Origin of the sequence: Pseudogemmobacter blasticus (genome assembly GCF_003071405.1) — a bacterium.
GTDB classification, from domain to species: Bacteria; Pseudomonadota; Alphaproteobacteria; order Rhodobacterales; family Rhodobacteraceae; genus Pseudogemmobacter; species Pseudogemmobacter blasticus.
Genome location: NZ_CP020470.1, coordinates 2,975,503 through 2,998,120 on the forward strand (window position 1 = coordinate 2,975,503; position 22,618 = coordinate 2,998,120).

24 protein-coding genes are annotated in these 22,618 nt (G+C 65.4%); 13 read left to right on the forward strand and 11 right to left on the reverse strand.

What is annotated here, in order from left to right:
* The first annotated feature begins 56 nt into the window (after positions 1-56).
* Positions 57-1,295 carry a mandelate racemase/muconate lactonizing enzyme family protein gene (locus tag B6K69_RS14510; protein ID WP_108644296.1) on the forward strand — a complete coding sequence of 413 codons (1,239 nt, stop codon included), beginning with the start codon at positions 57-59 and terminating at the stop codon, positions 1,293-1,295.
* A gap of 73 nt (positions 1,296-1,368) precedes the next feature.
* Here the strand turns inward: B6K69_RS14510 and clpA are convergent, their stop codons facing one another.
* Entirely contained in the window at positions 1,369-3,687 is a 2,319-nt protein-coding gene (gene clpA / locus B6K69_RS14515) for an ATP-dependent Clp protease ATP-binding subunit ClpA (RefSeq protein ID WP_108644297.1), read from the reverse strand.
* 160 nt (positions 3,688-3,847) lie between these two features.
* Entirely contained in the window at positions 3,848-4,615 is a 768-nt protein-coding gene (gloB, locus tag B6K69_RS14520) for a hydroxyacylglutathione hydrolase (protein WP_108644298.1), read from the reverse strand.
* A gap of 62 nt (positions 4,616-4,677) precedes the next feature.
* Between gloB and B6K69_RS14525 the strand changes: the two genes are divergently transcribed.
* Positions 4,678-5,445: a class I SAM-dependent methyltransferase gene (locus tag B6K69_RS14525; RefSeq protein ID WP_107674121.1), complete on the forward strand. Its 768-nt coding sequence runs from the start codon at positions 4,678-4,680 to the stop codon at positions 5,443-5,445.
* 7 nt (positions 5,446-5,452) lie between these two features.
* Here the strand turns inward: B6K69_RS14525 and B6K69_RS14530 are convergent, their stop codons facing one another.
* Complete coding sequence (locus B6K69_RS14530) at positions 5,453-6,022, reverse strand: L,D-transpeptidase (protein ID WP_108644299.1); 570 nt, start codon at positions 6,020-6,022, stop codon at positions 5,453-5,455.
* A 471-nt stretch (positions 6,023-6,493) separates the two neighbouring features.
* On the opposite strand from B6K69_RS14530, the gene B6K69_RS14535 reads away from it, so the two are divergent.
* The 7 genes from B6K69_RS14535 to B6K69_RS14565 all read left to right on the forward strand — a co-directional run bounded on the left by B6K69_RS14535 (position 6,494) and on the right by B6K69_RS14565 (position 12,597).
* The gene (locus B6K69_RS14535; protein ID WP_107674183.1) at positions 6,494-7,054 is read left to right on the forward strand and encodes a F0F1 ATP synthase subunit delta; all 561 of its coding nucleotides are present in this window, start codon (positions 6,494-6,496) and stop codon (positions 7,052-7,054) included.
* Positions 7,054-8,592: a F0F1 ATP synthase subunit alpha gene (gene atpA / locus B6K69_RS14540; RefSeq protein WP_108644300.1), complete on the forward strand. Its 1,539-nt coding sequence runs from the start codon at positions 7,054-7,056 to the stop codon at positions 8,590-8,592. Before B6K69_RS14535 ends, atpA begins: the two co-directional genes overlap by 1 nt.
* 20 nt (positions 8,593-8,612) lie before the next feature.
* Positions 8,613-9,473: a F0F1 ATP synthase subunit gamma gene (locus tag B6K69_RS14545; protein ID WP_108644301.1), complete on the forward strand. Its 861-nt coding sequence runs from the start codon at positions 8,613-8,615 to the stop codon at positions 9,471-9,473.
* Between the two features lie 6 nt (positions 9,474-9,479).
* Entirely contained in the window at positions 9,480-10,229 is a 750-nt protein-coding gene (locus tag B6K69_RS14550) for a hypothetical protein (protein WP_108644302.1), read from the forward strand.
* A 75-nt stretch (positions 10,230-10,304) separates the two neighbouring features.
* Complete coding sequence (atpD, locus tag B6K69_RS14555; RefSeq protein ID WP_107674126.1) at positions 10,305-11,735, forward strand: F0F1 ATP synthase subunit beta; 1,431 nt, start codon at positions 10,305-10,307, stop codon at positions 11,733-11,735.
* Between the two features lie 9 nt (positions 11,736-11,744).
* Complete coding sequence (locus tag B6K69_RS14560) at positions 11,745-12,137, forward strand: F0F1 ATP synthase subunit epsilon (RefSeq protein ID WP_107674127.1); 393 nt, start codon at positions 11,745-11,747, stop codon at positions 12,135-12,137.
* Positions 12,138-12,327: 190 nt separating this feature from the next.
* A complete protein-coding gene (locus tag B6K69_RS14565; protein WP_335601618.1) occupies positions 12,328-12,597 on the forward strand; it encodes an H-type lectin domain-containing protein in 270 nt (89 codons plus the stop codon).
* Between the two features lie 78 nt (positions 12,598-12,675).
* Here the strand turns inward: B6K69_RS14565 and B6K69_RS14570 are convergent, their stop codons facing one another.
* Positions 12,676-13,755 (reverse strand): phosphatase PAP2 family protein, encoded by a 1,080-nt coding sequence (locus B6K69_RS14570; RefSeq protein ID WP_108644304.1) that lies wholly within the window; start codon positions 13,753-13,755, stop codon positions 12,676-12,678.
* A gap of 189 nt (positions 13,756-13,944) precedes the next feature.
* Positions 13,945-14,964: a ribose-phosphate pyrophosphokinase gene (locus B6K69_RS14575; RefSeq protein WP_107674130.1), complete on the reverse strand. Its 1,020-nt coding sequence runs from the start codon at positions 14,962-14,964 to the stop codon at positions 13,945-13,947.
* Positions 14,965-15,128: 164 nt separating this feature from the next.
* On the opposite strand from B6K69_RS14575, the gene B6K69_RS14580 reads away from it, so the two are divergent.
* Positions 15,129-15,935 carry an alpha/beta fold hydrolase gene (locus tag B6K69_RS14580; protein WP_108644305.1) on the forward strand — a complete coding sequence of 269 codons (807 nt, stop codon included), beginning with the start codon at positions 15,129-15,131 and terminating at the stop codon, positions 15,933-15,935.
* A gap of 9 nt (positions 15,936-15,944) precedes the next feature.
* Here B6K69_RS14580 and B6K69_RS14585 read toward each other — a convergent pair whose 3' ends face one another.
* From B6K69_RS14585 to B6K69_RS14605, 5 genes are all read right to left on the reverse strand, one after another.
* On the reverse strand, positions 15,945-16,973 hold the full coding sequence (locus B6K69_RS14585; RefSeq protein WP_108644306.1) for a threonine aldolase family protein: 1,029 nt from the start codon (positions 16,971-16,973) through the stop codon (positions 15,945-15,947).
* The gene (locus B6K69_RS14590) at positions 16,973-17,425 is read right to left on the reverse strand and encodes a YcgN family cysteine cluster protein (protein ID WP_108644307.1); all 453 of its coding nucleotides are present in this window, start codon (positions 17,423-17,425) and stop codon (positions 16,973-16,975) included. The genes B6K69_RS14585 and B6K69_RS14590 overlap by 1 nt, the downstream gene beginning before the upstream one ends.
* A 90-nt stretch (positions 17,426-17,515) precedes the next feature.
* Complete coding sequence (locus tag B6K69_RS14595; protein WP_108644308.1) at positions 17,516-18,439, reverse strand: bifunctional riboflavin kinase/FAD synthetase; 924 nt, start codon at positions 18,437-18,439, stop codon at positions 17,516-17,518.
* 40 nt (positions 18,440-18,479) lie between these two features.
* On the reverse strand, positions 18,480-18,932 hold the full coding sequence (locus B6K69_RS14600; RefSeq protein ID WP_107674184.1) for a MaoC family dehydratase: 453 nt from the start codon (positions 18,930-18,932) through the stop codon (positions 18,480-18,482).
* Between the two features lie 125 nt (positions 18,933-19,057).
* Positions 19,058-19,945, reverse strand: coding sequence for a TIGR01459 family HAD-type hydrolase (locus B6K69_RS14605; protein ID WP_108644309.1), 888 nt, complete (start codon positions 19,943-19,945; stop codon positions 19,058-19,060).
* Between the two features lie 116 nt (positions 19,946-20,061).
* On the opposite strand from B6K69_RS14605, the gene B6K69_RS14610 reads away from it, so the two are divergent.
* Positions 20,062-20,460, forward strand: a complete 399-nt coding sequence (locus B6K69_RS14610) for a rhodanese-like domain-containing protein (RefSeq protein WP_108644310.1) — start codon at positions 20,062-20,064, stop codon at positions 20,458-20,460.
* 50 nt (positions 20,461-20,510) lie between these two features.
* Here B6K69_RS14610 and B6K69_RS14615 read toward each other — a convergent pair whose 3' ends face one another.
* Positions 20,511-21,431: a manganese-dependent inorganic pyrophosphatase gene (locus B6K69_RS14615; protein ID WP_108644311.1), complete on the reverse strand. Its 921-nt coding sequence runs from the start codon at positions 21,429-21,431 to the stop codon at positions 20,511-20,513.
* Between the two features lie 133 nt (positions 21,432-21,564).
* On the opposite strand from B6K69_RS14615, the gene B6K69_RS14620 reads away from it, so the two are divergent.
* Together B6K69_RS14620 and B6K69_RS14625 are read left to right on the forward strand one after the other, a co-directional pair.
* A complete protein-coding gene (locus B6K69_RS14620) occupies positions 21,565-22,269 on the forward strand; it encodes an AzlC family ABC transporter permease (protein ID WP_107674138.1) in 705 nt (234 codons plus the stop codon).
* Positions 22,266-22,589: an AzlD domain-containing protein gene (locus B6K69_RS14625; protein ID WP_108644312.1), complete on the forward strand. Its 324-nt coding sequence runs from the start codon at positions 22,266-22,268 to the stop codon at positions 22,587-22,589. The genes B6K69_RS14620 and B6K69_RS14625 overlap by 4 nt, the downstream gene beginning before the upstream one ends.
* Positions 22,590-22,618: the final 29 nt, after the last annotated feature.

Genomic DNA, 22,618 nt, shown 5'->3' on the forward strand with positions numbered 1-22,618 from the left:
CCCGGGCGCCCTTGGCTGCCTAGGCTTTCGGCTGACGGTGCAAGGGGGGCGCGCGCATGAAACTCAGGGATCTTGAAATCTTCATCGTTGCCCCGCCGGCGCCGGGCTGGGGCGGGCGCTACTGGATCTTTCCGAAGATCACCACCGACGATGGCATCACCGGCTATGGCGAATGTTACGCCTCGACCGTGGGGCCGAAGGCGATGCGGGCGGTGATCGAGGACGTGTTCGACCGGCACATGCGCGGACAGTCGGCCGAGGATCTGGAGCTGATGTATCGCCGCGTTTATTCCAGCGGCTTCACCCAGCGGCCCGACCCCACGGTGATGGGCGCCTTCGCGGGCCTGGAAATTGCCTGCTGGGATATTCTGGGCAAGGCGCGGAACCGGCCGGTCTGGGCACTGCTGGGCGGGCGGATGAATGACCGGGTGCGCAGCTATACCTATCTTTACCCGGACCCCGGGCAGGACCAGACGGAATTCTGGGTGAACCCCGACTGGCAGGCCGAAGCCGCCGCCAAGGCGGTGGCGCAGGGCTTTACCGCCGTCAAGTTCGATCCGGCCGGTCCCTATACCATTCGCGGCGGGCACCAGCCCGCGATGAGCGACATTTCCCGCAGCGTCGCCTTCTGCAAGGCGATCCGCGAGGCCGTGGGCGACCGGGCCGACCTGTTGTTCGGCACCCATGGCCAGTTCACCACCGCCGGCGCCATCCGGCTGGGCCGCGAGCTGGAGCCGTTCAACCCGCTGTGGTACGAAGAACCGATCCCGCCCGACAATCTGCTGGAATTCGCCGAGGTGGCGCGGGCGGTGCGTATTCCGCTCGCCACGGGCGAACGGCTGACCACCAAGACGGAATTCGGGATGCTGCTGCGCGCGGGCGGGGTGAAGATCCTGCAACCGGCGCTTGGCCGGCTGGGGGGTATTCTTGAGGCCAGGAAGCTGGCCGCCATCGCGGAAATCTTCAACGCCGAAATGGCGCCGCATCTTTATGCCGGCCCGGTGGAATGGGCCGCGAATGTGCATCTGTCGGTGTCGATCCCGAACCTGCTGATCGCGGAAACCATCCAGACCGGCGGCGCCTTCCACATGGCGCTGATCCGCAACAGCCTGACATGGGAAGATGGCTACATCCTGCCGCCCGAGGCACCGGGGCTGGGCATCGACTTCGACGAGGATCTGGCGCGCGCGCATCCCTTCACCGGCACGGGGCTGCATCTGCAGATGCAGGAGGCGCCCTGCGACTACCGCTACGGCAACCGCTTTGAGGGCGGCGCTCCGGCGGCCAAGACCTGAGCCGGCCGAAGGGCGCCGGACCCTGCCCGGAAAAGCAAAACCCCCGCCAGAGGCGGGGGTTTTCGTTTCTGGATCATTCGGCCGTCAGCAGCGGGGGTTTCTGGCCGGTCAGCCGGGGTTTCTGCGGTTCCTGCACCTCAAGGACGATGCCATCGTCCTTGACGCCCACCTTCACCAGCCCGCCCTTGGTCAGCTTGCCGAACAGCAATTCCTCGGCCAGCGGCTTCTTGATGTGTTCCTGGATCACGCGGCCCAGCGGACGCGCGCCCATCTTGTCATCATAACCCTTCTCGCCCAGCCAGGCCGCCGCTTCCGGCGTCAGCTCGATATGGACGTTGCGGTCGATCAGTTGGGCTTCAAGCTGCAGCACGAACTTCTCGACCACTTGCAGGATGATCTCGCGCCCAAGGGGCGCGAAGGAAATCACCGCGTCCAGACGGTTGCGGAATTCCGGCGTGAAGGTGCGTTCCACCGCCGCCGTATCCTCGCCCGTGCGGCGTTCGCGGCCGAAGCCGATGGCTTCCTTGGCCATGTCCGCCGCCCCGACGTTCGAGGTCATGATCAGGATCACGTTGCGGAAATCCACCGCCCGGCCGTTGTGGTCGGTCAGCTTGCCGTGGTCCATCACCTGCAACAGGATGTTGTAGACATCCGGGTGCGCCTTCTCGATTTCGTCCAGCAGCAGCACGCAATGCGGGTGCTGGTCCACGCCATCGGTCAGCATCCCGCCCTGATCGAAGCCGACATAGCCGGGCGGGGCGCCGATCAGACGGGAAACCGCGTGTTTCTCCATGTATTCCGACATGTCGAAACGCAGCAGTTCCACGCCCAGCGTGGCCGCAAGCTGTTTGGCCACCTCTGTCTTGCCCACGCCGGTGGGGCCGGTGAACAGGTAGTTGCCGATGGGCTTTTCCGGTTCGCGCAGGCCGGCACGGGCCAGCTTGATGCTGGCCGACAGCGCCTCGATCGCCTTGTCCTGGCCGAACACCAGCCGTTTGAGCGTTCTTTCCAGATCGCGCAGCGTTTCGGCATCGTCCTTCGAGACGTTGCGCGGCGGGATGCGGGCGATCTTGGCCACCACGGCCTCGATCTCCTTGGTGCCCAGAACCTTCTTGCGCTTGGAATCGCTGACCAGATGCTGCGCCGCCCCCGCCTCGTCGATCACGTCGATGGCGCTGTCGGGCAGCTTGCGGTCATTGATGTAGCGGCTGGCCAGTTCCACCGCCGACTTGATCGCATCCGCGGTGTAGCGCAGTTCGTGGTGTTCCTCGAAATGCGGCTTGAGGCCCATCAGGATCTTGATGGCATCGGGCACCGACGGTTCGTTCACGTCGATCTTCTGGAACCGGCGCGACAGCGCGCGGTCCTTTTCGAAGTGCTGGCGGAATTCCTTGTAGGTGGTCGAGCCCATGCAGCGCAGCTTGCCGCCCTGCAACGCGGGTTTCAGCAGGTTCGAGGCATCCATCGCCCCGCCGCTGGTGGCACCTGCGCCGATGACGGTGTGGATCTCGTCGATGAAGAGGATCGCATCGGGGTGATCCTCAAGCTCTTTCACCACGGCTTTCAGCCGTTCCTCGAAATCGCCGCGATAGCGGGTGCCGGCCAGAAGCGCGCCCATGTCGAGCGAGAAGATCGTGGCGCCCGACAGAACCTCGGGCACCTCTTTCTTGATGATCTTCCAGGCCAGGCCTTCGGCGATGGCGGTCTTGCCGACGCCGGGGTCGCCCACCAGAAGCGGGTTGTTCTTGCGCCGGCGGCACAGCACCTGGATCGCCCGCTCAACCTCGGCCTCGCGGCCGATCAGCGGATCGACATCGCCCTTGCGGGCCTTGATGTTCAGATCGACGCAATACTTGGACAGCGCCGATTCCTTGGCTTCGCCCGCCTCGGCCTTGGGGGTTTCCTGCGGCTCGTCCGCGCCCTGAACGGGGCGGCTTTCGCCATAGGACGGGTCTTTCGCCACGCCATGCGCGATGAAATTCACCGCGTCGTAGCGGGTCATGTCCTGTTCTTGCAGGAAATAGGCCGCGTTCGATTCCCGTTCGGCGAAGATGGCGACCAGCACATTGGCGCCCGTCACCTCGGTGCGGCCGGAGGACTGCACATGGATCGCCGCGCGCTGGATCACGCGCTGGAAGGCCGCCGTCGGCACCGCTTCGCTGCCTTCGACGCTGGTCACCAGCGTGGACAGGTCATCGTCGATGAAATCGGTCAGGGTCTTCTTCAGGTCTTCCAGATCAACCGAACAGGCCTTCATCACGCGGGCCGCGTCGGGTTCGTCGATCAGGGCCAGCAGTAGGTGTTCCAGCGTGGCGAGTTCATGGCGACGCGCATTGGCCAGGGCCAGCGCCGCGTGGATGGCTTGCTCGAGCGTGGACGAGAATGACGGCACTTGGGCGTGCTCCTGTTCCTCGGGGTCGGGCGGGGATGAACCCGCATTCGACCGTGGCCTCATGGGAGTAAAGTTCGGTTCTTTTTGTCGCACTTCAAGCGCAATCTGCGCCCGATCCGCATTTGTCTTGGTCCATCACCGGAAAAGTGATGTCCGCGTCTCAAAACAGGTCTTTCCGCGCGCGGATTTCGGCAAAGACCACCGTGTCGCTTGCCTGGGGCAGACCGACCGCTGCCTTCATCTGCGGCAGGGGCGCGCGCAGGAAGGGGTTGGTCGCCAGTTCTTCGGCAAGTGTCCAGGGCATTGGCAAGCGGCCTTCGCGGCGCATCTCGGACAACTGCCCTTGCCGAGAGATAAGCGCGGGATTGCCGGGTTCAAGGGCCAGAGCGAAGCGCAGGTTGCCGTCCAGATAGTCATGCCCCGAGCAGATCAGGGTTTCGGGCGGCAGCGTGGCCAGTTTTGACAGGCTGGCCCACATCTCGGCCGGCGTGCCTTCGAACAGACGGCCGCAGCCGGCGGCCATCAGGCTGTCGCCGGTGAAGGCCAGCGCGCTGCCCGGGAAGTGAAAGGCGATATGGCCGCGGGTATGGCCCGGCACGTCGATCACCACGGCACTTTCGGCCCCGATCGCCACCCGGTCACCTTCCCGCAGGGCGTGGTCCAGCGGCGGCAGCCGGTGCGCATCGGCCGCTGCGCCGTGGACGCGGGCGCCGGTTGCGGCGCGGATCTCGGGCACGGCCTGGATATGGTCATCGTGGTGATGCGTCAGCAGGATGTCGGTCAGCCGCCAGCCCTGCGCGGCCAGCGCCGACAGGACCGGCGGGGCTTCGGGGGCATCGACCAGCGCGGTGCGGCCCGACGTGGCGTCATGCAGCAGGAAGGCGAAATTGTCCTTCAGGCAGGGCACGGTCAGCAGGTTCAAGGCCATGGTCTTTCCCCGTTCAGCGGCTAAGATGCCCCGACCTTGACCCGAACGGGGGCCTGTCTGCAATGCACCTCGACGTGCAGGATCTGCGCGATTTCTACTATCGCACCCGGTTGGGCCGGGTGGCGCAGCGGGCCATTCGTGACCAGATGCTGCGGCTTTGGCCGCCGGCTGCCGGGCATACGGTGGCGGGCTTCGGCTTTGCCGTGCCGCTGTTGCGCCCCTATCTGGCCGAGGCGCGGCGGGTGGTGGGGCTTATGCCCGGGCCGCAGGGGGTGATGCCCTGGCCCGCGGGGATGCAGAACGTCTCGGTCCTGTGCGAAGAGAACAACTGGCCGCTGCCGACCGGGCTGGTGGACCGGCTGGCGGTGATGCACGGGCTGGAAACCAGCGAAAACCCCTCGGCTGTGCTGGATGAGGCGCATCGCGTGCTGGGGCCGGGTGGCCGGGCGCTGTTCGTGGTGCCGAACCGGGCCGGGCTGTGGTCGCGCCGCGATGCCACGCCCTTCGGCTTTGGCCGGCCCTATTCCAACGCCCAGCTTGAGGCGCAGTTGCGCCGCCACGGCTTTACCCCCGAACGCAGCCTGACCGTGCTGCACGCGCCGCCCAGCCAGACACCGTTCTGGCTGCGCACCGCCGATGCCTGGGAAAAGCTGGGTCGCCGCCTGCCCTGGCTTTCGGGCGGGGTGCTGATGGTCGAGGCCTCGAAACAGGTCTATGCGCCTACACGGGGCGGGCTTGGGGCGGTGGTGAAAAAACCGCTGCGGGTGCTGGAGGGCATCGGGCAGGGCGCGGCGAAACCCGCCCTGAACCCGCGCGCCGGGCAGGACTGATCTGCCCTCAGATCACCCGCACCCGCGTGCCCACCGGGCAAAGCTGGAACAGTTCGGCGATCATCTCGTTGTAAAGGCCGATGCAGCCGTCTGACGACCGGCGGCCGATCTTGCGCGTGTCATGGGTGCCGTGAATGATATAGGCCGGCCAGGATAGATACATCGCATGGGTTCCCAGCGGGTTGTCGGGCCCCGGCCCGATCGGCTTCCAGTCGGGATAGCGTGCCATCTGCGACGGCGTGGGGGTCCAGGACGGCCCTTCCTTCTTGCGCACGATCTCGGTGTAGCCGCGCTTGGTCAGATCATCCGAAATCGGCACCGAGGTCGGGAAGATCCGGTGATCGCCGCCTTCGGCGTTCCAGTAATGCAGGGCGCGCGAGAAGGTATCGGCCACGATCATCGGCTTGCCAAGGCTGTCGAAATGATCGCGCCAGGCGTGCATCCGGAAGCCCGACACGTTGTTGCGCACCGTGGCCGGGGCGGCGTCCTGCGCAAGGGCAGGGGCGGCAAGGGCGGCCCCCGCGGCGCTGGCAAGGCCAAGCGCCATTGCGGCGCGGCGGTTGAGGGTGTCGGTCATGGGGGCCTCCTGTCTGCTGGCCCGCGCGGCCTGACCCGACAGGCGACGGACCCTTCACGCGGACATATTCGGGTTTTTAGATGATTCTCTGATACATGATTGTCAACCGCAACGGGCGTGCCTGACGCCCTCGTGACCGGGGCGTGAGCGGGGGCGTGAGCGGGGCCGTCCTGCCAGAGACGGCAGACCCGCTGTCGATTCTGCGCAGCGGGATGCCCGCCGGGGGTGCATCACGTTGGCGCAGCGCAGCCCAAAGGTGCCGGATGCCCCCGATTTTCCACCTTTAGCGCCAACAGCGTGTTAAACCTCAGTAGCGCGGTCAGGAAAGCGCGTCCAACCCGTTGCGGGGCTGCAAAGCCTCTGCTAAGGACGCCGCAAAATCGGAATACTTGGGGCTTGCTTCTGTCCGTGGCCATTCGACGCATGGCCGAGGTCGAGAAAGGTGAAGCCCGAGACAAGGGAAGGACGATCGTGGCCGAAGCAGCTTCCATCTCGCAAGGCATCGCCGAGCGCTACGCCACCGCGCTCTTCGAACTTTCGAAAGAGACCGGCGCGCTGAAGACGCTGGAAACCGACATTGATGCGCTCAAGGACGTTCTGGCCGGCAGCCCCGACTTGGGCGCCATGATCGCCTCGCCGGTGATCAGCCGCGGCGATCAGGCCAAGGCCGTTGCCGCGATTGCCGGCAAGATGGGCCTGAGCCCGCTGATGACCAACACCCTGGCGCTGATGTCCGAAAAGCGGCGTCTGTTCGCGCTGCCGCAGGTTCTGTCGGCGCTGGCCGGCCTGATCGCGGAAGAAAAGGGCGAAGTGACCGCCGAGGTCACGGCTGCCACCAAGCTCTCGGCCGCGCAGGCCAAGAAACTGGCCGAAACGCTGAAGGCCAAGGTCGGCAAGACCGTGAAACTGAACACCACCGTTGATGAAAGCCTCATCGGCGGACTTATCGTCAAGCTGGGCTCGACCATGATCGACACGTCGGTCAAGTCGAAGCTCGCTTCCCTGCAGAATGCCATGAAAGAGGTTGGGTGATGGGAATTCAGGCTGCCGAGATCTCTGCGATCCTGAAAGAGCAGATCAAGAACTTCGGCAAGGATGCCGAGGTGGCCGAAGTCGGCCGCGTGCTGTCGGTCGGTGACGGGATCGCCCGCGTCTATGGTCTCGACAATGTGCAAGCCGGTGAAATGGTCGAATTCCCCGGTGGTATCCGCGGGATGGCCCTGAACCTTGAAGTGGACAACGTCGGGATCGTTATCTTCGGCGACGACCGCGACATCAAGGAAGGCGATACCGTCAAGCGCACCAAGTCTATCGTGGACGTGCCGGCCGGCAACGGCCTGCTGGGCCGCGTCGTGGACGCGCTTGGAAACCCGATCGACGGCAAGGGGCCCATCGTGGCCTCGGAGCGCCGCATCGCCGACGTGAAGGCGCCGGGCATCATCCCGCGCAAGGGCGTGCACGAACCCATGGCGACCGGCCTCAAGGCCGTGGACGCCATGATCCCGATCGGCCGCGGTCAGCGCGAGCTGATCATCGGCGACCGTCAGACCGGCAAGACCGCCGTGGCGCTGGACACCATCCTGAACCAGAAGGTCTATAACGACGCCGCCGGCGACGATGAATCGAAGAAGCTGTATTGCGTCTATGTCGCCATCGGCCAGAAGCGTTCGACCGTGGCCCAGCTTGTGAAGAAGCTGGAAGAAACCGGCGCCATGGCCTACACCGTGGTCGTTGCCGCCACCGCGTCGGACCCCGCTCCGATGCAGTTCCTGGCGCCCTTCTCGGGCACCGCGATCGGCGAATTCTTCCGCGACAACGGCCGTCACGCCCTGATGATCTACGATGACCTGTCGAAGCAGGCCGTGGCCTATCGTCAGATGTCGCTGCTGCTGCGCCGCCCGCCGGGCCGCGAAGCCTATCCGGGCGACGTGTTCTATCTGCACTCGCGCCTGCTGGAGCGTTCGGCCAAGATGAACAGCGATTTCGGGGCCGGTTCGCTGACCGCGCTGCCGATCATCGAAACCCAGGCCGGCGACATTTCGGCCTATATTCCGACGAACGTGATCTCGATCACCGACGGCCAGATCTTCCTGGAATCGGAACTGTTCTACCAGGGCATCCGCCCGGCCGTGAACACGGGTCTGTCGGTGTCGCGCGTGGGGTCTTCGGCGCAAACCTCGGCCATGAAGTCGGTGGCCGGCAAGGTGAAGCTGGAACTGGCGCAATACCGCGAAATGGCGGCCTTCGCGCAGTTCGGTTCGGACCTTGACGCGTCGACCCAGGCCCTGCTGAACCGTGGCGCCCGTCTGACCGAACTGATGAAGCAGCCGCAGTATTCGCCGCTGACCAACGCGGAAATCGTCTGCATCATCTTCGCGGGCACCAACGGCTATCTCGACAAGGTTGCCGTCCGGGATGTCGGCCGTTTCGAGGCCGGCCTGCTGAAGCACCTGCGCACCAAGGGCAAGGCGCTGCTGGACGACATGACCAAGAATGACCGCAAGGTTGCGGGCGATCTTGAAAAGGCCATTCGCGCGGAACTCGACGCTTTCGCCAAAGACTTCGCCTGAGCCCCTGAAGGAGTAGGCAGATGCCCAGCCTGAAGGACCTCAAGAACCGGATCGGAAGCGTCAAGAACACGCGGAAGATCACGAAGGCGATGCAGATGGTCGCCGCGGCGAAACTTCGCCGCGCGCAGGATTCGGCCGAAGCCGCCCGTCCCTATGCTGAACGCATGGGGGCGGTGATTGCCTCGCTGGCCTCGGGGCAGGGTGCCGGTGCGCCCCGCCTTCTGGCAGGAAACGGTCGCGACCAGATTCACCTTCTGGTCGTGATGACCTCGGAACGCGGCCTTTGCGGCGGCTTCAACTCGACCATCGTGCGTCTGGCCCGCCAGCGCGCGAACGAGCTGGTGGCGAAAGGCAAGACGGTCAAGATCCTGACCGTTGGCAAGAAGGGCCGTGAACAGCTCAAGCGGGACTGGGCCAGCGCGTTTGTCGGCCATGTCGATCTGTCCGATGTGCGGCGGCTTGGCTATGCCAATGCCCAGGGCATTGCGCGCGAAGTGCTGGCGGCCTTTGACGCCGGCGAAGCCGATGTGGTGACGATCTTCTACAACCGCTTCCAGTCGGTGATCAGCCAGGTTCCGACCGCCCACCAGGTTATCCCCGCCAAGTTCGAGGCGGCCGAGACCAATGCGCTGTATGACTACGAACCCAGCGAAGAGGCCATTCTGGCCGACCTTCTGCCGCGGGGCGTGGCCACGCAGATCTTCACGGCGCTGCTGGAAAATGCCGCTTCGGAGCAGGGCGCGCGGATGTCCGCCATGGACAACGCCACCCGCAACGCCGGCGACATGATCAACAAGCTGACGATCCAGTACAACCGGAGCCGTCAGGCCGCGATCACCAAGGAGCTGATCGAAATCATCTCCGGCGCCGAGGCCCTGTAAGACGCCATGAAACCCGTGCCGACATATGTGCAGGACAAGGACGAGAGCACGCTGATGTTCTCGGTCTGCTCGTTGGTGCGGGATCAGGCGAAATACGACCGTCTGCTCGAGTCGTTCGAGCGGTTCGGTTTCACCCTGGACAAGGCCGAGTTTCTGGCGGCCGACAATCGTGAGGGCAACCAGTTCCACGGGTTTTCCTGGCACAAGCAGATGCTGCCCCGTTGCAAGGGCCGCTATGTGATCTTCTGCCATGAGGATGTGGAGCTGGTCGACCGCGGCTACGACGATCTGGTTGCCGCGATCGAGGCGCTGGAAGAGGCCGATCCGAAGTGGCTGGTGGCCGGTGTTGCCGGCAGCCCCTGGCGGCCGCTGAACCACAGCGTCACCGCGCAGGCGCTGCACATCAGCGATGTCTTCGGCAACGACCGTCGGCGGGGCAATGTGCCCTGCCGGGTGGAAAGCCTGGACGAATGTTTTCTGCTGATGCGGCGGCTGAAGCCGGTGCTGAACTCTTACGACATGCAGGGGTTCCACTACTACGGGGCGGATCTTTGCCTGCAGGCGGAATTTCTGGGCGGTCGCGCCTATGCGATCGACTTTCACCTGCACCACTACGGCCGCGCGATCGCGGATGAGAACTTCCATCGCCTGCGCCAGGAAATGGCGCAGAAATACCGCCGCTGGTTCCCCGGCCGGATCCTTCACTGTGTGACGGGACGGGTGGCACTGGGCGGCGGATGGTATGAGGCCCGATAGGCGCAGGTCATCGGAAATAGGTAGCGGCGCGGGCAACCGGGCCGAAGGAAACACAGCGAAACGAGGCTTATGACAATGGCAACGACTGTCTCCAAAGGTAAGGTGACCCAGGTCATCGGCGCCGTCGTGGACGTTCAGTTCGAAGGCGTTCTTCCCGCGATTCTGAACGCGCTGGAAACCACCAACAACGGCAAGAAGCTGATCCTGGAAGTCGCCCAGCACCTGGGCGAGAACACGGTCCGCTGCATCGCCATGGATGCCACCGAAGGCCTCGTGCGCGGCGCCCCGGTCAGCGACAGCGGCACCCCGATCTCGGTGCCGGTGGGCAATGCCACGCTGGGCCGCATCCTGAACGTCGTCGGGGAACCGATCGACGAGCGCGGCCCGATCGCGGCCACCGAAAAGCGCGCCATCCACCAGAAGGCGCCCGACTTCCAGTCGCAGTCGACCGAATCGCAGATCCTTGTCACCGGCATCAAGGTGATCGACCTGCTGGCCCCCTATTCCAAGGGCGGCAAGATCGGCCTGTTCGGCGGCGCCGGCGTGGGCAAGACGGTTCTCATTCAGGAACTGATCAACAACATCGCCAAGGTGCACTCGGGCTACTCGGTGTTCGCCGGCGTGGGCGAACGGACCCGTGAAGGCAACGACCTGTATCACGAATTCATCGAATCGGGCGTCATCAACATCGACGATCTGGAAAAGTCGAAGGTGGCCCTTGTGTACGGCCAGATGAACGAACCTCCGGGGGCGCGTGCCCGTGTGGCGCTGACCGGCCTGACGCTGGCCGAGCAGTTCCGTGACCAGTCCGGTACCGACGTTCTGTTCTTCGTGGACAACATCTTCCGCTTCACCCAGGCGGGTTCGGAAGTGTCGGCGCTGCTGGGCCGTATCCCTTCGGCCGTGGGCTACCAGCCGACGCTGGCCACCGACATGGGGCAGCTTCAGGAACGCATCACCTCGACCAAGGCGGGTTCGATCACCTCGGTGCAGGCGATCTACGTTCCGGCCGACGACCTGACCGACCCTGCGCCGGCCACGTCCTTCGCCCACCTCGACGCCACGACCACGCTGTCGCGCGCCATTTCGGAACTGGGGATCTATCCGGCGGTTGACCCGCTCGACTCGACCTCGCGTCTGATGGACCCGCAGATCCTGGGCGAAGAGCACTACAACACCGCCCGTGCGGTGCAGGGTATCCTTCAGCGTTACAAGTCGCTGCAGGACATCATCGCCATCCTTGGCATGGACGAACTGTCGGAAGAGGACAAGCTGACCGTGGCCCGCGCCCGGAAGATCCAGCGGTTCCTGTCGCAGCCGTTCGACGTGGCGCAGGTCTTCACCGGCTCGCCCGGCGTTCAGGTGCCGCTGGACAAGACCATCGCCTCGTTCAAGGCGGTTGTGGCCGGCGAATACGACCACCTGCCGGAAGCGGCCTTCTACATGGTCGGCGACATCGAGGAAGCCAAGGCCAAGGCCGCGAAGCTTGCCGCGGCTGCGGCCTAAGGGGGCGTCATGGCAGCAACCCTGCAATTCGACCTGGTTTCCCCTGAACGGCGGCTTGCCTCCGTTCAGGCGACCGAGGTGCAGATCCCCGGTGCCGCTGGCGACATGACGGCGATGCAAGGCCATGCGCCGACCATCACCACCCTGCGCCCCGGCATCCTGCGCGCCGTTTCGGCCGAAGGCACCAAGGCCTATGTGGTGACCGGCGGCTTCGCCGAAATCAGCGCAACCGGCGTTTCGGTCCTGGCCGAACGCGCGGTGCCGCTGGACGAAATGGACGCCAAGCTGATGGATCAGCTTGTTGCCGACGCTTCTGCCGCCAGCAGTGTCGGCGTGGACAAGGACACCGCCGAAAAGGCAATGTCCGATCTGCAGGCGATGAAGGCCGCAGCCGGCTTCTGAGCCAGGCCACGGCCCGTGATCATATGTCCCCCGCCGATGGCGGGGGCATTTCTTTTAACTAGTCGCTCACATTTGTACTGTGTAGTTGTCACAAAGTTGATGGAGTGACGTTATGCTGCGTCTTGGGGCTTCGGTCGGCGTACATCAAGGATCGCGAATCCTGTTTTCCGACTTTGCGGACGGTGGTCAGATGTGGACGGGCCATGGCCCGCGCGAATACCGGCTGGACGTGACCTTTCCCGAACCCTTCACCCGGACGCCGGCGGTTACGGTTGGCCTGTCGATGTGGGACATGGACCACAAGACCAATTCCCGCATGGACATCGGCGCCGAAAACATCACGCCGCAGGGCTTTCAGATCGTGTTCAAGACCTGGGCCGATACCCGCATTGCGCGCGTCAGGGCCGACTGGCTTGCCATTGGCTCGGTCCGCGATGATGAGGATTGGGAAATCGACTGACCCTTCCGCCCCCTGATTTGCGGGATTGTCTCGACCTCGCACAGGGGGCGGTCGCCTAAGCCCTTGCCCCCCGGCGTCTCAGGAGGCTGTCGCTGCTTCGTCGGACCGGCGCTGCAGCCGTCCGGCCAGCCACCAGCACGCCACCCCGATTGCCGCGCCGGCATAGCCGTCTACCGCGTAGTGCCAGGCCAGCAGCACCGAACCCAGCATGATGATGCCCGCAAAGACTGCCATGACTTGCCCGAACCGCCGGTTGTAGGCCCGCGCATAAAGCGCCATCAGAACGGTCGAGGCGACGTGCATCGACGGAAAGGCCGAAATCCCGTTCAGGCTGACAGGCGCGGCATAGAAGGACCACAGCAGATCCTGCGTCTGGATCACCGTCAGGGGCTGCGTTGAGACATGGCTATGCAGAAGCGCCATCAGTGGCGCGAAATGATCGCCCAGGCCAAGCCGCTGGACAAAGACAGGGCCCGCGCTGGAAAACACAGTGGCGATCAGGTTGCCGCCGATCGCCCAGGTCAGAAGGAAGGCGATCAGATAACGCATTCGGGCCGCCCGATGCGCGGTGCTGAAGCAGGCGAAGATCAGGCTGAAGTACAGCAGGAACATCCAAAAGTTATAGGCGCCTGTGATCAGGGTCACGACCAGCGGATTGCCGGCCACCGCATGGGCGATCTGCCAGGGGTCCAGCCCGAAATGCAGCGTCCGGTCCAGCGCAATGAAGGTTTTGTCCCAGGAAAATGGCTGGATGACCGGGATAAGCCGCTTCAATTGTGCGAAAGAGACAAGCGCGACAACCATCAGCAGCAGGGCGAAAAAGCCGGGAACCAGACGCTCCGGGTCGGTGATGGCGCGGCGCAGATCGTCTTTCAGCCACCCCCGGCGCTGCTCTGGCGGCACGACGAAACGCTGAACCAGAAGCCGCCACATCAGTAGGAAATAGGCCATCTTCGGCAGCATTTCGAGAAAGTTCATCCACAGCGTCGAGACCTTTTCGCTGGCCATCTGCTGGCCGAAGGCCAGGTCAAGGCTCAGCGAAATCGTGGCATAGATCGCGATCAGGATCGCCAGCAGCCGGTGTTGCAGCAGCGTCTGGCGCAGCAAAGGCCTGATCCGGCTGGCATGGCCGGGGCGGGCGAGATCGGGAGGGTGCATCGTCAATCCACGCAGCGGAAACCGGGCGCAAGATTGCAACGCATTGTGGCGCCACAAGGGCGGAAAGCCCGCCGGAATGCGGAAAACAAGGCGATGCTCGAAGCCTGAAGCTTCGGAAACGCCACTGGTAGGGCTATGGAATCCAATGGGTTCCGGATCTTCCCGCGACGGGCAGTCCGGGGCAGATCGTCACCCGCGCGGGTAGAGGCCTTCGTAGATGGGCGTCAGGGTCTCGGTCTCGAACAGGCTGGAGACCGACATGCCGCCCCAGATGTTCAGGATCGCCTGCGCGAACATCGGTGCGGTCGGCACGATGCGGATGTTCTTTGCCGCCTGCACCTTGTCGCCCTGTTCGATGGAATCGGTGATCACCAGCGATTTCATCACCGATTTCGAGACCCGCTCGACCGCCGGGCCTGACAGCACGCCATGGGTGATGTAGGAGTGAACTTCCTTCGCGCCCTGTTCCATCAGCACCTCGGCCGCCTTGCAAAGGGTTCCGGCGGTGTCGCAGATGTCGTCGACGATGATGCAGACCTTGCCCTCGACATTGCCGATCACCGTCATCTCGGCCACTTCACCGGCCTTTTCGCGCCGCTTGTCCACGATCGACAGGGGGGCGTTGATCCGCTTGGCCAGTTCGCGGGCGCGGGCCACGCCGCCCACGTCGGGCGAGACGACCATCACCTCATCAAGGCGGCCCTTGAAGTGGTGTTCGATGTCCAGCGCGAAGACCGGGCTGGCATAGAGGTTGTCCACCGGAATGTCGAAGAAGCCCTGAATCTGCGCGGCGTGCAGATCCAGCGTCAGCACGCGGTCCACGCCGGCCTGGGTGATGAGGTTCGCCACCAGCTTGGCCGAGATCGGCGTGCGGGCCTTGGCGCGGCGGTCCTGGCGGGCATAGCCGAAATAGGGGATCACGGCGGTGATGCGGGCGGCCGACGACCGGCGCAGCGCATCGACCATGATCAGCAATTCCATCAGGTTGTCATTCGCAGGGTTCGATGTGGGCTGGATGACATACATGTCTTCGCCCCGGACGTTCTCATAGACCTCGACGAAGATTTCCTGATCGTTGAAGCGTTCGATCCGCGCCTCGACCAGATTGATCGACATGCCCCGGTGCATCGACATCCGACGCGCGATGGATTTCGCAAGGCTGAGGTTGGCATTGCCGGAAATCAGTTTCGGCTCGGTGATGGCGGGCATTTGAACACTCCGGCTGGGCAACGGAATCGGTTGCGGCGGGCATAGCACCGGGGCGGGCGGGGCGCAAAGGGGCGGCGGCACTTCCTGAGCAGGCAACACGCCGGATTGGCTTGAACATGGGCTTTTGCGGGTCTATGGCGAAAACCTGTGTTGCGGAATGACCAATGCCTGAAGATTTCACTGCCCCGCCGCTTGCCCCCGTGCGCGTCTGGGACCGGGGTGATCCGCGCCCGGTTCTGGCGGTGCATTGCAGCCTTGCCCATGCCGGCGCGTGGTCCGGTCTGGTCGAAAGGCTGCACGGGCTGACGCTGACCGCGATGGACCTGCCCGGCCATGGCCGCGCGCCCGATTGGGATGGCATTGCCGACCTTCAGGATCTGGCGACCCGCGATGCGATTGCCCTGGCCGAGGCGCAGGGGCGCCCGGTTGACCTGTTCGGCCACAGCTTCGGTGCCACCGTCTGCCTGCGGATCGCGCTGGAGCGCCCCGATCTGGTGCGCAGTCTGGTTCTGGTCGAACCCGTGCTGTTTGCCGCCGCGCGCAGCCATGCCGCCTTTGCCGGGTTTCAGGCCCGCCATGAGACGGTGGCCGCGGCCATGGCCACCAACCGGGCCGAGTCGGCGGCGCTGTTTCATGCCGACTGGGGCAATGGCGAGGCGCTGGCCGATCTGCCCGACCGGCAGCGGCACTATATCATCGACCGTATCCACCACATCGCGGCGCAATCCGCCGCGCTGGTGGACGACCGCGCGGGTCTGACACGGCCCGGCAGGCTTGAATCCGTGGCCGTGCCGGTGCTGCTGATCGAAGGGTCGGAAAGCCCGGCGATCATCGAGGCGATTCAGGGGGCGCTTGCCGCACGCTTGCCGCGCGCCATCCGGCTGATCGTGCCGGGGGCGGGGCATATGGTGCCGATCACCCACCCGCATCTGATTGCGCCCGCGATACAGGCGCATCTCGACGCGGCCTGAGCGGGCGTTTCAGCCGGCCAGAGCCGTAAGAAAGCGGTCGACATCGGCGTCGGTGGTGTTCCAGCTTGTCACCAGCCGCGCCGCCTCGCGCCCCTCGGGGGCGGGCATCTCGTAATAGACGGCCCCGGCGGCCTGCAGCCGGGCATGGGTGCCGGCGGGCCATTCGGGGAACATCATGTTGGCCTGAACGGGGTGGGTCTGCCGAACACCGGGGATGGTGGCCAGCCCCGCCGCCAGCCGCGCGGCGGCGGTATTCGCCTGCGCGGCCAGCCGCAGCCAGAGGCCGCCGTCAAGATAAGCGTCCATCTGCGCGGCCAGATAGCGGTGTTTCGAGAAGAGATGACCGCCGCGCTTGCGGCGCAGCTCGAATTCCCAGGCTTTGGCGGGATCGAAGATCACCACCGCCTCGACGCCCAGACAGCCGTTCTTGGTGCCTCCGAACGACAGCAGATCAATGCCGGCCTTCCAGGTCATCTCGGCCGCCGTCGCGCCCGTTGCCACCAGCGCATTGGCGAACCTGGCCCCGTCCAGATGGCAGGGCAGGCCAAAGGCCCGTGCCTCGGCGGTCAGCGCGGCAATCTCGGCCGGGGTATGGACGGTCCCCGCCTCGGTGACATTGGTAATCGACACCGCCCCGCGCTGCACGCCATGCACGCTGCCGCCGGTGGCGTTGATCGCCGCGCGCAGGCCTTCGGGCGTCATCTTGCCATGGTCGCCGCCGACCAGCACCAGCTTGGCGCCGTTGGAATAGAACTCGGGCGCGCCACATTCATCCTCGGCGATATGGGCGTGCCGGTGGCAGAAGATCGCGCTCCAGGGCGGGGCCACGGTTGCCAGGGCCAGCGCATTGGCGGCGGTTCCCGTTGCCACCAGATGCACCGCCGCCTCGGGGGCTTCGAACAGCTCGCGCAGCCGGTCCTGCACCCGTTCGGTCAGCGCATCGGCGCCGTAGCCGCGGGTAAAGCCGTCATTGGCGGCGGCCAGCGCGGCCATGACTTCGGGCGCCGCGCCCGAGCTGTTGTCAGAGGCGAAAAACATCAGGGCCGTTCCTCGATGATGTGGTCTTCCCAGTCGTCTTCGGCGACGGCTGCTTCCGAAAGGGTCTGTCCCCGGACCGAATGTCCCGAGGAATGGGTGGTTTCCGGATCGCCCGTCACCAGCGGGTGCCAGTCGGGAAGCGGCTCTCCCAGCCAAAGCAGCTTGTAGGCGCAGGTGGAGGGCATCCAGTAGGCCACGCGCGGCAGCGACTTGGGCGTCAGCACCACACATTCGGGAACATGTTTCTTGCGGTTCGGATAGTCGGCGCAGCGGCAGCCGGCATCATCGAACAGCCGGCAGGCGATGCGGGTATAAAGCACCTCGCCCGTGTCCTCGAACTCCAGCTTGTTCAGGCAGCACTTGCCGCAACCGTCACAAAGCGCCTCCCATTCGGGGGCGGTCATCTTCTTCAGCGGGACGGTTTCCCAGAACCGGGGGCGCAGCTTTTCCATGCGGGCAACCTGCGCTGAACGCGGCCGGAAGGGAAGGGGAGGCAAAAATCTTCCAGGATTTTTGCAGTTGCCCCTGAAGGAACCCGGGGCCTAGACCGCCGACAGGATCGCCCTTGCGCGGGCGCAGTCGGCCTGCATCTGGTCGATCAGAGCCTGCAACCCGTCGAACTTCAGCTCGGGGCGCAGGTATTCGACCAACGCGACCGAAAGGTGGTGGCCGTAAAGATCGCCCTTGAAATCCAGCAGGTTGGTTTCAAGGTTCGGCACCTGCCCGTCGAACATCGGCCGCACGCCAAGGCTGGCCGCGCCCATATAGGTGCCGGCCTGCGGGCCGGTGCGCACATCGACCTTGACCGCATAGACGCCGAAGCGGGGCAGGTGCAGCCCGTCCAGCGCCATGTTGGCGGTGGGGAAGCCCAGTTCGCGGCCGCGCTTTTCGCCGTGGATCACCTCGCCCTCGATCCGGTGCCAGTGGCCCAGCATGGCGGCGGCATCGCGCGGGCGGCCTTCGGTCAGCGCGGCGCGGATCGCGGTGGACGACACCTCGATCCCGCCTTGCCGCAGCAGCGGGGCAATGGTGGTGCGGAACCCCAGCTCGCGGCCCAGCCGGGCCAGATCCTCGGCCGTGCCGGCGCGGCCCTTGCCGAAGCGGAAGTCTTCGCCCACCACCAGATGCGAGATGCCCAGGCCTTTCATCAGCACCTGACCGGCGAAGTCTTCGGGCGACAGGCCCGACAGCAGCGTTCCGAACTGAAGCTGGAACAGATGTTCGACGCCCAGCTTGTCCAGCCGGTTCGCCCGCGCCTCGGCATTCATCAGGCGGAAGGCGGGGGCGTCGGGGGCGAAGAACTGCCGCGGGTGCGGTTCAAAGGTGATCACCCCCAACGGGCCTTGTCCGCGCGCAAGGTCGATGACCGAGCGGTGGCCCAGATGCACCCCGTCGAAATTGCCCATTGCGCAGGATGCCCCGCGCGCGGCCGGGTCAAGCCATTGCCAGTCCTGATGAATCTGCATCGGCCCCCCGGGCAGCGGGCCGGCGTCGGGCGCGGGCCGCTCAGTCGAACTTTCGGCTTGGCGCCAGAACCAGCGCCTCGCCCTTCAGGACCACGGTTTTACCCACCGAGGCCCAGGTTTCAAGGGTCACCCGCCGTTTCGCGTGGTCGATGGCCAGAACACGCACTTCGGCGGTCACCTGATCGCCCGGCCGGACCGGGGCCATGAACTTGAGGCTTTGGCCCAGATAGACCGTGCCATGCCCCGGCAACTGTTCCCCGATCACCGCCGAGATCAGCCCGGCGGTCAGCATCCCATGCGCGATGCGGCCCTGGAACATGGTGTCCTGCGCATAGGCTTCATCCAGATGCACCGGGTTGCGGTCGCTGGAGACCTCGGCGAACAGTTCGATGTCGCGGTCGGTGACAACCTTGGTCAGGCTGCGCGTCATGCCGATTTCAAGATCTTCAATGCAGATCGTGCCGCGGGGCAGGTTGTGCGTTGTGTCCAGCATCATGATGAGTCCCATCCAGGTGGCGGGAAGCTAGCAGATGCCGCAGCGCAGCGCAATTCCTGTGCGCAAGAAATGTTCTGCTGCGTTTTGATTGTCGCAACAATATTTCTGGCGCGATGCGGAGATCAGCGCAGATGACCCATGGCCAGCGTGGGCGAAAGCTGCCGCTCGGCCAGCCATTGCGCAAGTTTCGCGGCATCGGGGGTGGTGCTGTCGGGGCCGAAGGCGGCGGCGTCGATGCCGCCGGTGATGAACAGCGTGTCCAGCCCTTCGGCGATGCCGCCCTGAATATCCGTCGCGATGCCATCCCCGATGCAGAGTATGGCGCCATCGGTATCGCGCAGCGCGGCCAAGCGACGCCGGGCCAGATCATAGATCGGCGGATGCGGTTTGCCGAAATACAGCGCCCGGCCCCCCATCGCCTCATAATCCCGCGCAAGGGCGCCCGCGCACCACAGGCGGCGGTCGCCATAATCGACCACGATGTCGGGGTTCGCGCACAGCATCGGCAGGCCCAGCGTCTTGGCCATCAGCAGTTCGGCCCGGTAATCTTCGGGCGTTTCGGTCAGGTCGTCGCGCAAGCCTGTGCAGACCACGCCCTCGGCCTCGCGCAGCGGCACGCGAAGGATGGGCGGCTGGCCTTCGGCAAAGGCGGCGATGTCGGGGGCAAAGTCGGTGTAGAAGGGTTCGTCCTTCTCGGCCCCGATGGCAAAGACCTTGCGCCCCACCGCGCCCGACAGCAGCGCGAACTGCGCCGCATCGCCCGAGGTGACGATCTCGTCCCAGGCATCTTCCGGCACGCCCATGGCCAGAAGCTGCTGCGCCACGCTGGATTTCGGCCGGGGCGCATTGGTCAGCAGGACCACCGCGCCGCCGCCCGCCCGATAGGCACGCAGGGCCGCAACCGCATCGGGAAAGGCGGTCTTGCCGTTGTGCAGGCACCCCCAAAGATCGCAGAACACGGCATCATAGCGTGCGGCAACGTCCGACAGGCGGGGGATGATCTCGGTCATGGCGGCTCCTTCTCTTGGGGGTTTGTCGCCCCGGCAGCGGAAAAAGGAAAGGCCCGCTTGGCCCGGGCGGCGAAGGTGCGTTATATGCGAATCGCGGAATGTGATCGGAGAGCAGGATGAAACAGGCAATGATGCGGCTTGCCCTTGTGGCCGCCTTGGCCGCCGCGGCCCCCGCGCTGCGGGCGGGCGAGGCGGTGGAAGAGGCGCTGACCGTCGAACAGATGCAGGCCAGCGGCGCGCTGGTGGTGGACATCCGCACGCCCGAGGAATGGGCGGAAACCGGCGTGATCGACGGTGCGAAGCTGGTAACCTTCACCGACGCCGACAGCTTTCTGGCCGCCATTGGCCCCGAGATCGCCGATGGCCGCGACCTTGTGCTGGTCTGCCGGTCCGGCCGGCGCAGCGGGATTGCCGCCGAGGCGCTGGCGGGGGTGATTCCGAACCGGGTCATCTCGCAGCAGGGCGGCATGGCGGGGCTGGTTGCCGGCGGCTACAGTCCGGTGCCGCCGGGCTGAAACGAAAAGGGCCGGGGAAACCCCGGCCCGGTTCCGTTCCCTGACCCGGATCAGATCTTCAGCGCCGGGATGATCTGCTTCTTGCGGCTCATGATGCCCGGCAGGACGACGGTATCGCCCGACACCTTGCAGGGGAAAGAGGCTTCTGCGATCTGCTTCACCAGATCGTTCGGCACCAGCAGGGTGGCCTCTTCCTTCAGGATGTCGATGATGAACAGCAGCACCTGATCGGCGCCGTCTTCCTTGGCAACGGCGGGCATACTGGCCATCAGGCTGGCCTTGCGGTCCAGCAGAATCTTCGGCGCGGTGGTTTCCAGAACCGAGACGCGCAGTTCCTTGCCGTCGATGTTGTATTCCTTGCTGTCCATCCGCAGCAGGGCGGCATCCGAGAAGGCCGAGACATCGGATTTGGCTTCGAAGAGCTGCGCCGCGAAGTCCGGGATCGACACGCCAAGATCGGCGGCCAGCTTCTCGGCCACGGCCTTGTCATGGGCGGTGGTGGTGGGGCTGCGGAATTCCAGCGTGTCGGACAGGATGCAGGACAGCATCGCGCCCTTGATCGCCTTCGGGGCCTTGGCCAGATCGTCCCCCATCAGATCGTGCATGATGGTGGCGGTGCAGGCCAGCGGGCGGATGGTGATGTCGATCGGGTTCTTGGTCTTCAGGCCGCCGACCAGCATGTGATGGTCGATGATACCTTCGATCCTGGCCTCGTTGATCGAGGGCGGCAGTTCGGCGGGATTGTTGGTGTCAACGATCACGACGCTGGCGCCGGCGTCCACATCCGAAATGATCTCGGGCTTGGTCAGGCCCCAGTGGCGCAGCACGAAGGCGGCTTCGGTGTTCGGTTCGCCCAGCAGCACGGGCTTGGCGGGCACGCCCTTCACCTCGGACAGATACCAGGCCCAGATGATGGGGCTGCCGGTCGAGTCGGTGTCGGGGGATTTGTGGCCGAAAACGAGGGTGGTCATGGAACGGGACTCATGTTTTGGGGTTTGGCCGGGCTTATAGGTGAGGGTTGGGGAAATGTCACCCTGTCCGGTGGGGGGGCGTGCCCCGCCGGTTTTGACAAGGGCGGCGCGGGCGGATAGCGGTTGGCGCATCATGTCAGACGACGCTTTTTCCCCCGAACCCCCGCCGCGCTTTCTGCAGGGGCTGCTGCAATCGGTGCCGATTGCGCTTGGCTATTTCCCCATCGCCTTTTCCTTCGGCGTGGCGGCCACCCGGGCCGGGCTGACGGCGCCCGAGGCGGTGATGCTGTCGCTGGTGATCTATGCCGGGGCTTCGCAGTTTCTGGCGCTGGCGCTGGTGACCAGCGGGGCGCCGGTGCTGGTGTCGGCCTTCACGCTGATCGCCATGAACCTGCGGCATGTCCTTTATGGCCCCGCGCTGATGAAGCAGGCAGGTAGCGGCGCCAGCCGGCGGCTGGCCTGGGGCTGGGCCTGGGGACTGACGGACGAGGTGTTCGGTCAGGCCCTGGGGGCGCTTGCGCGCGGGCAGCGGTTTTCCGAACGCTGGATGTTCGGCCTTGGCCTTGGCGCCTATGCCGCCTGGGTGGGCGGCACGGCGGTGGGGGCGCTGGCCGGTGGCGGCGCGCTCGAGGCCTGGCCGGCGCTGAACGCAGGCCTTGGCTTCATGCTGACGGCGCTGTTCCTGGCGCTTCTGCTGTCGATCCTGTCGCGGGCGGCGCTGCCGGCGATTGCCGTCGCGGCGGTGGCAACGGTGATTGGCACGCTGGCGGTATCGGGCACCGTGGGAATTCTGGCCGGCATGATCTGCGGCGCATTGGCCGGGGTGGTGCGGCGATGAACACCGATCTTGTCCTGCTGGCCGTTCTGGCCGGGGCGGCGAACTGGGCCTTCCGCGCGCTGCCGACGCTGCTGCTGCGGCAAGAGCCCCGCCCCGGCGGGCTGGCGGCGCGGTTTCTGGCCGCCACCGGGCCGGCGGCGATTGCGACGCTGGTCGTTGCCTCGGCGCTGCCGCAGCTTTACCCGGTGCCGCGCGACCTGATCCCGCTGGCGGCGGGCGTACTGGCAACCGTGGCGGCCTATGTGCCGCGCCGCTCGGTCGTGGGGGCGACGCTGGCGGGGGCCAGCGCCTATGGCGCGGTTTTCTGGCTGGTCAGTTGAATCGGCGTGACATAATGACAGCCCTCGCC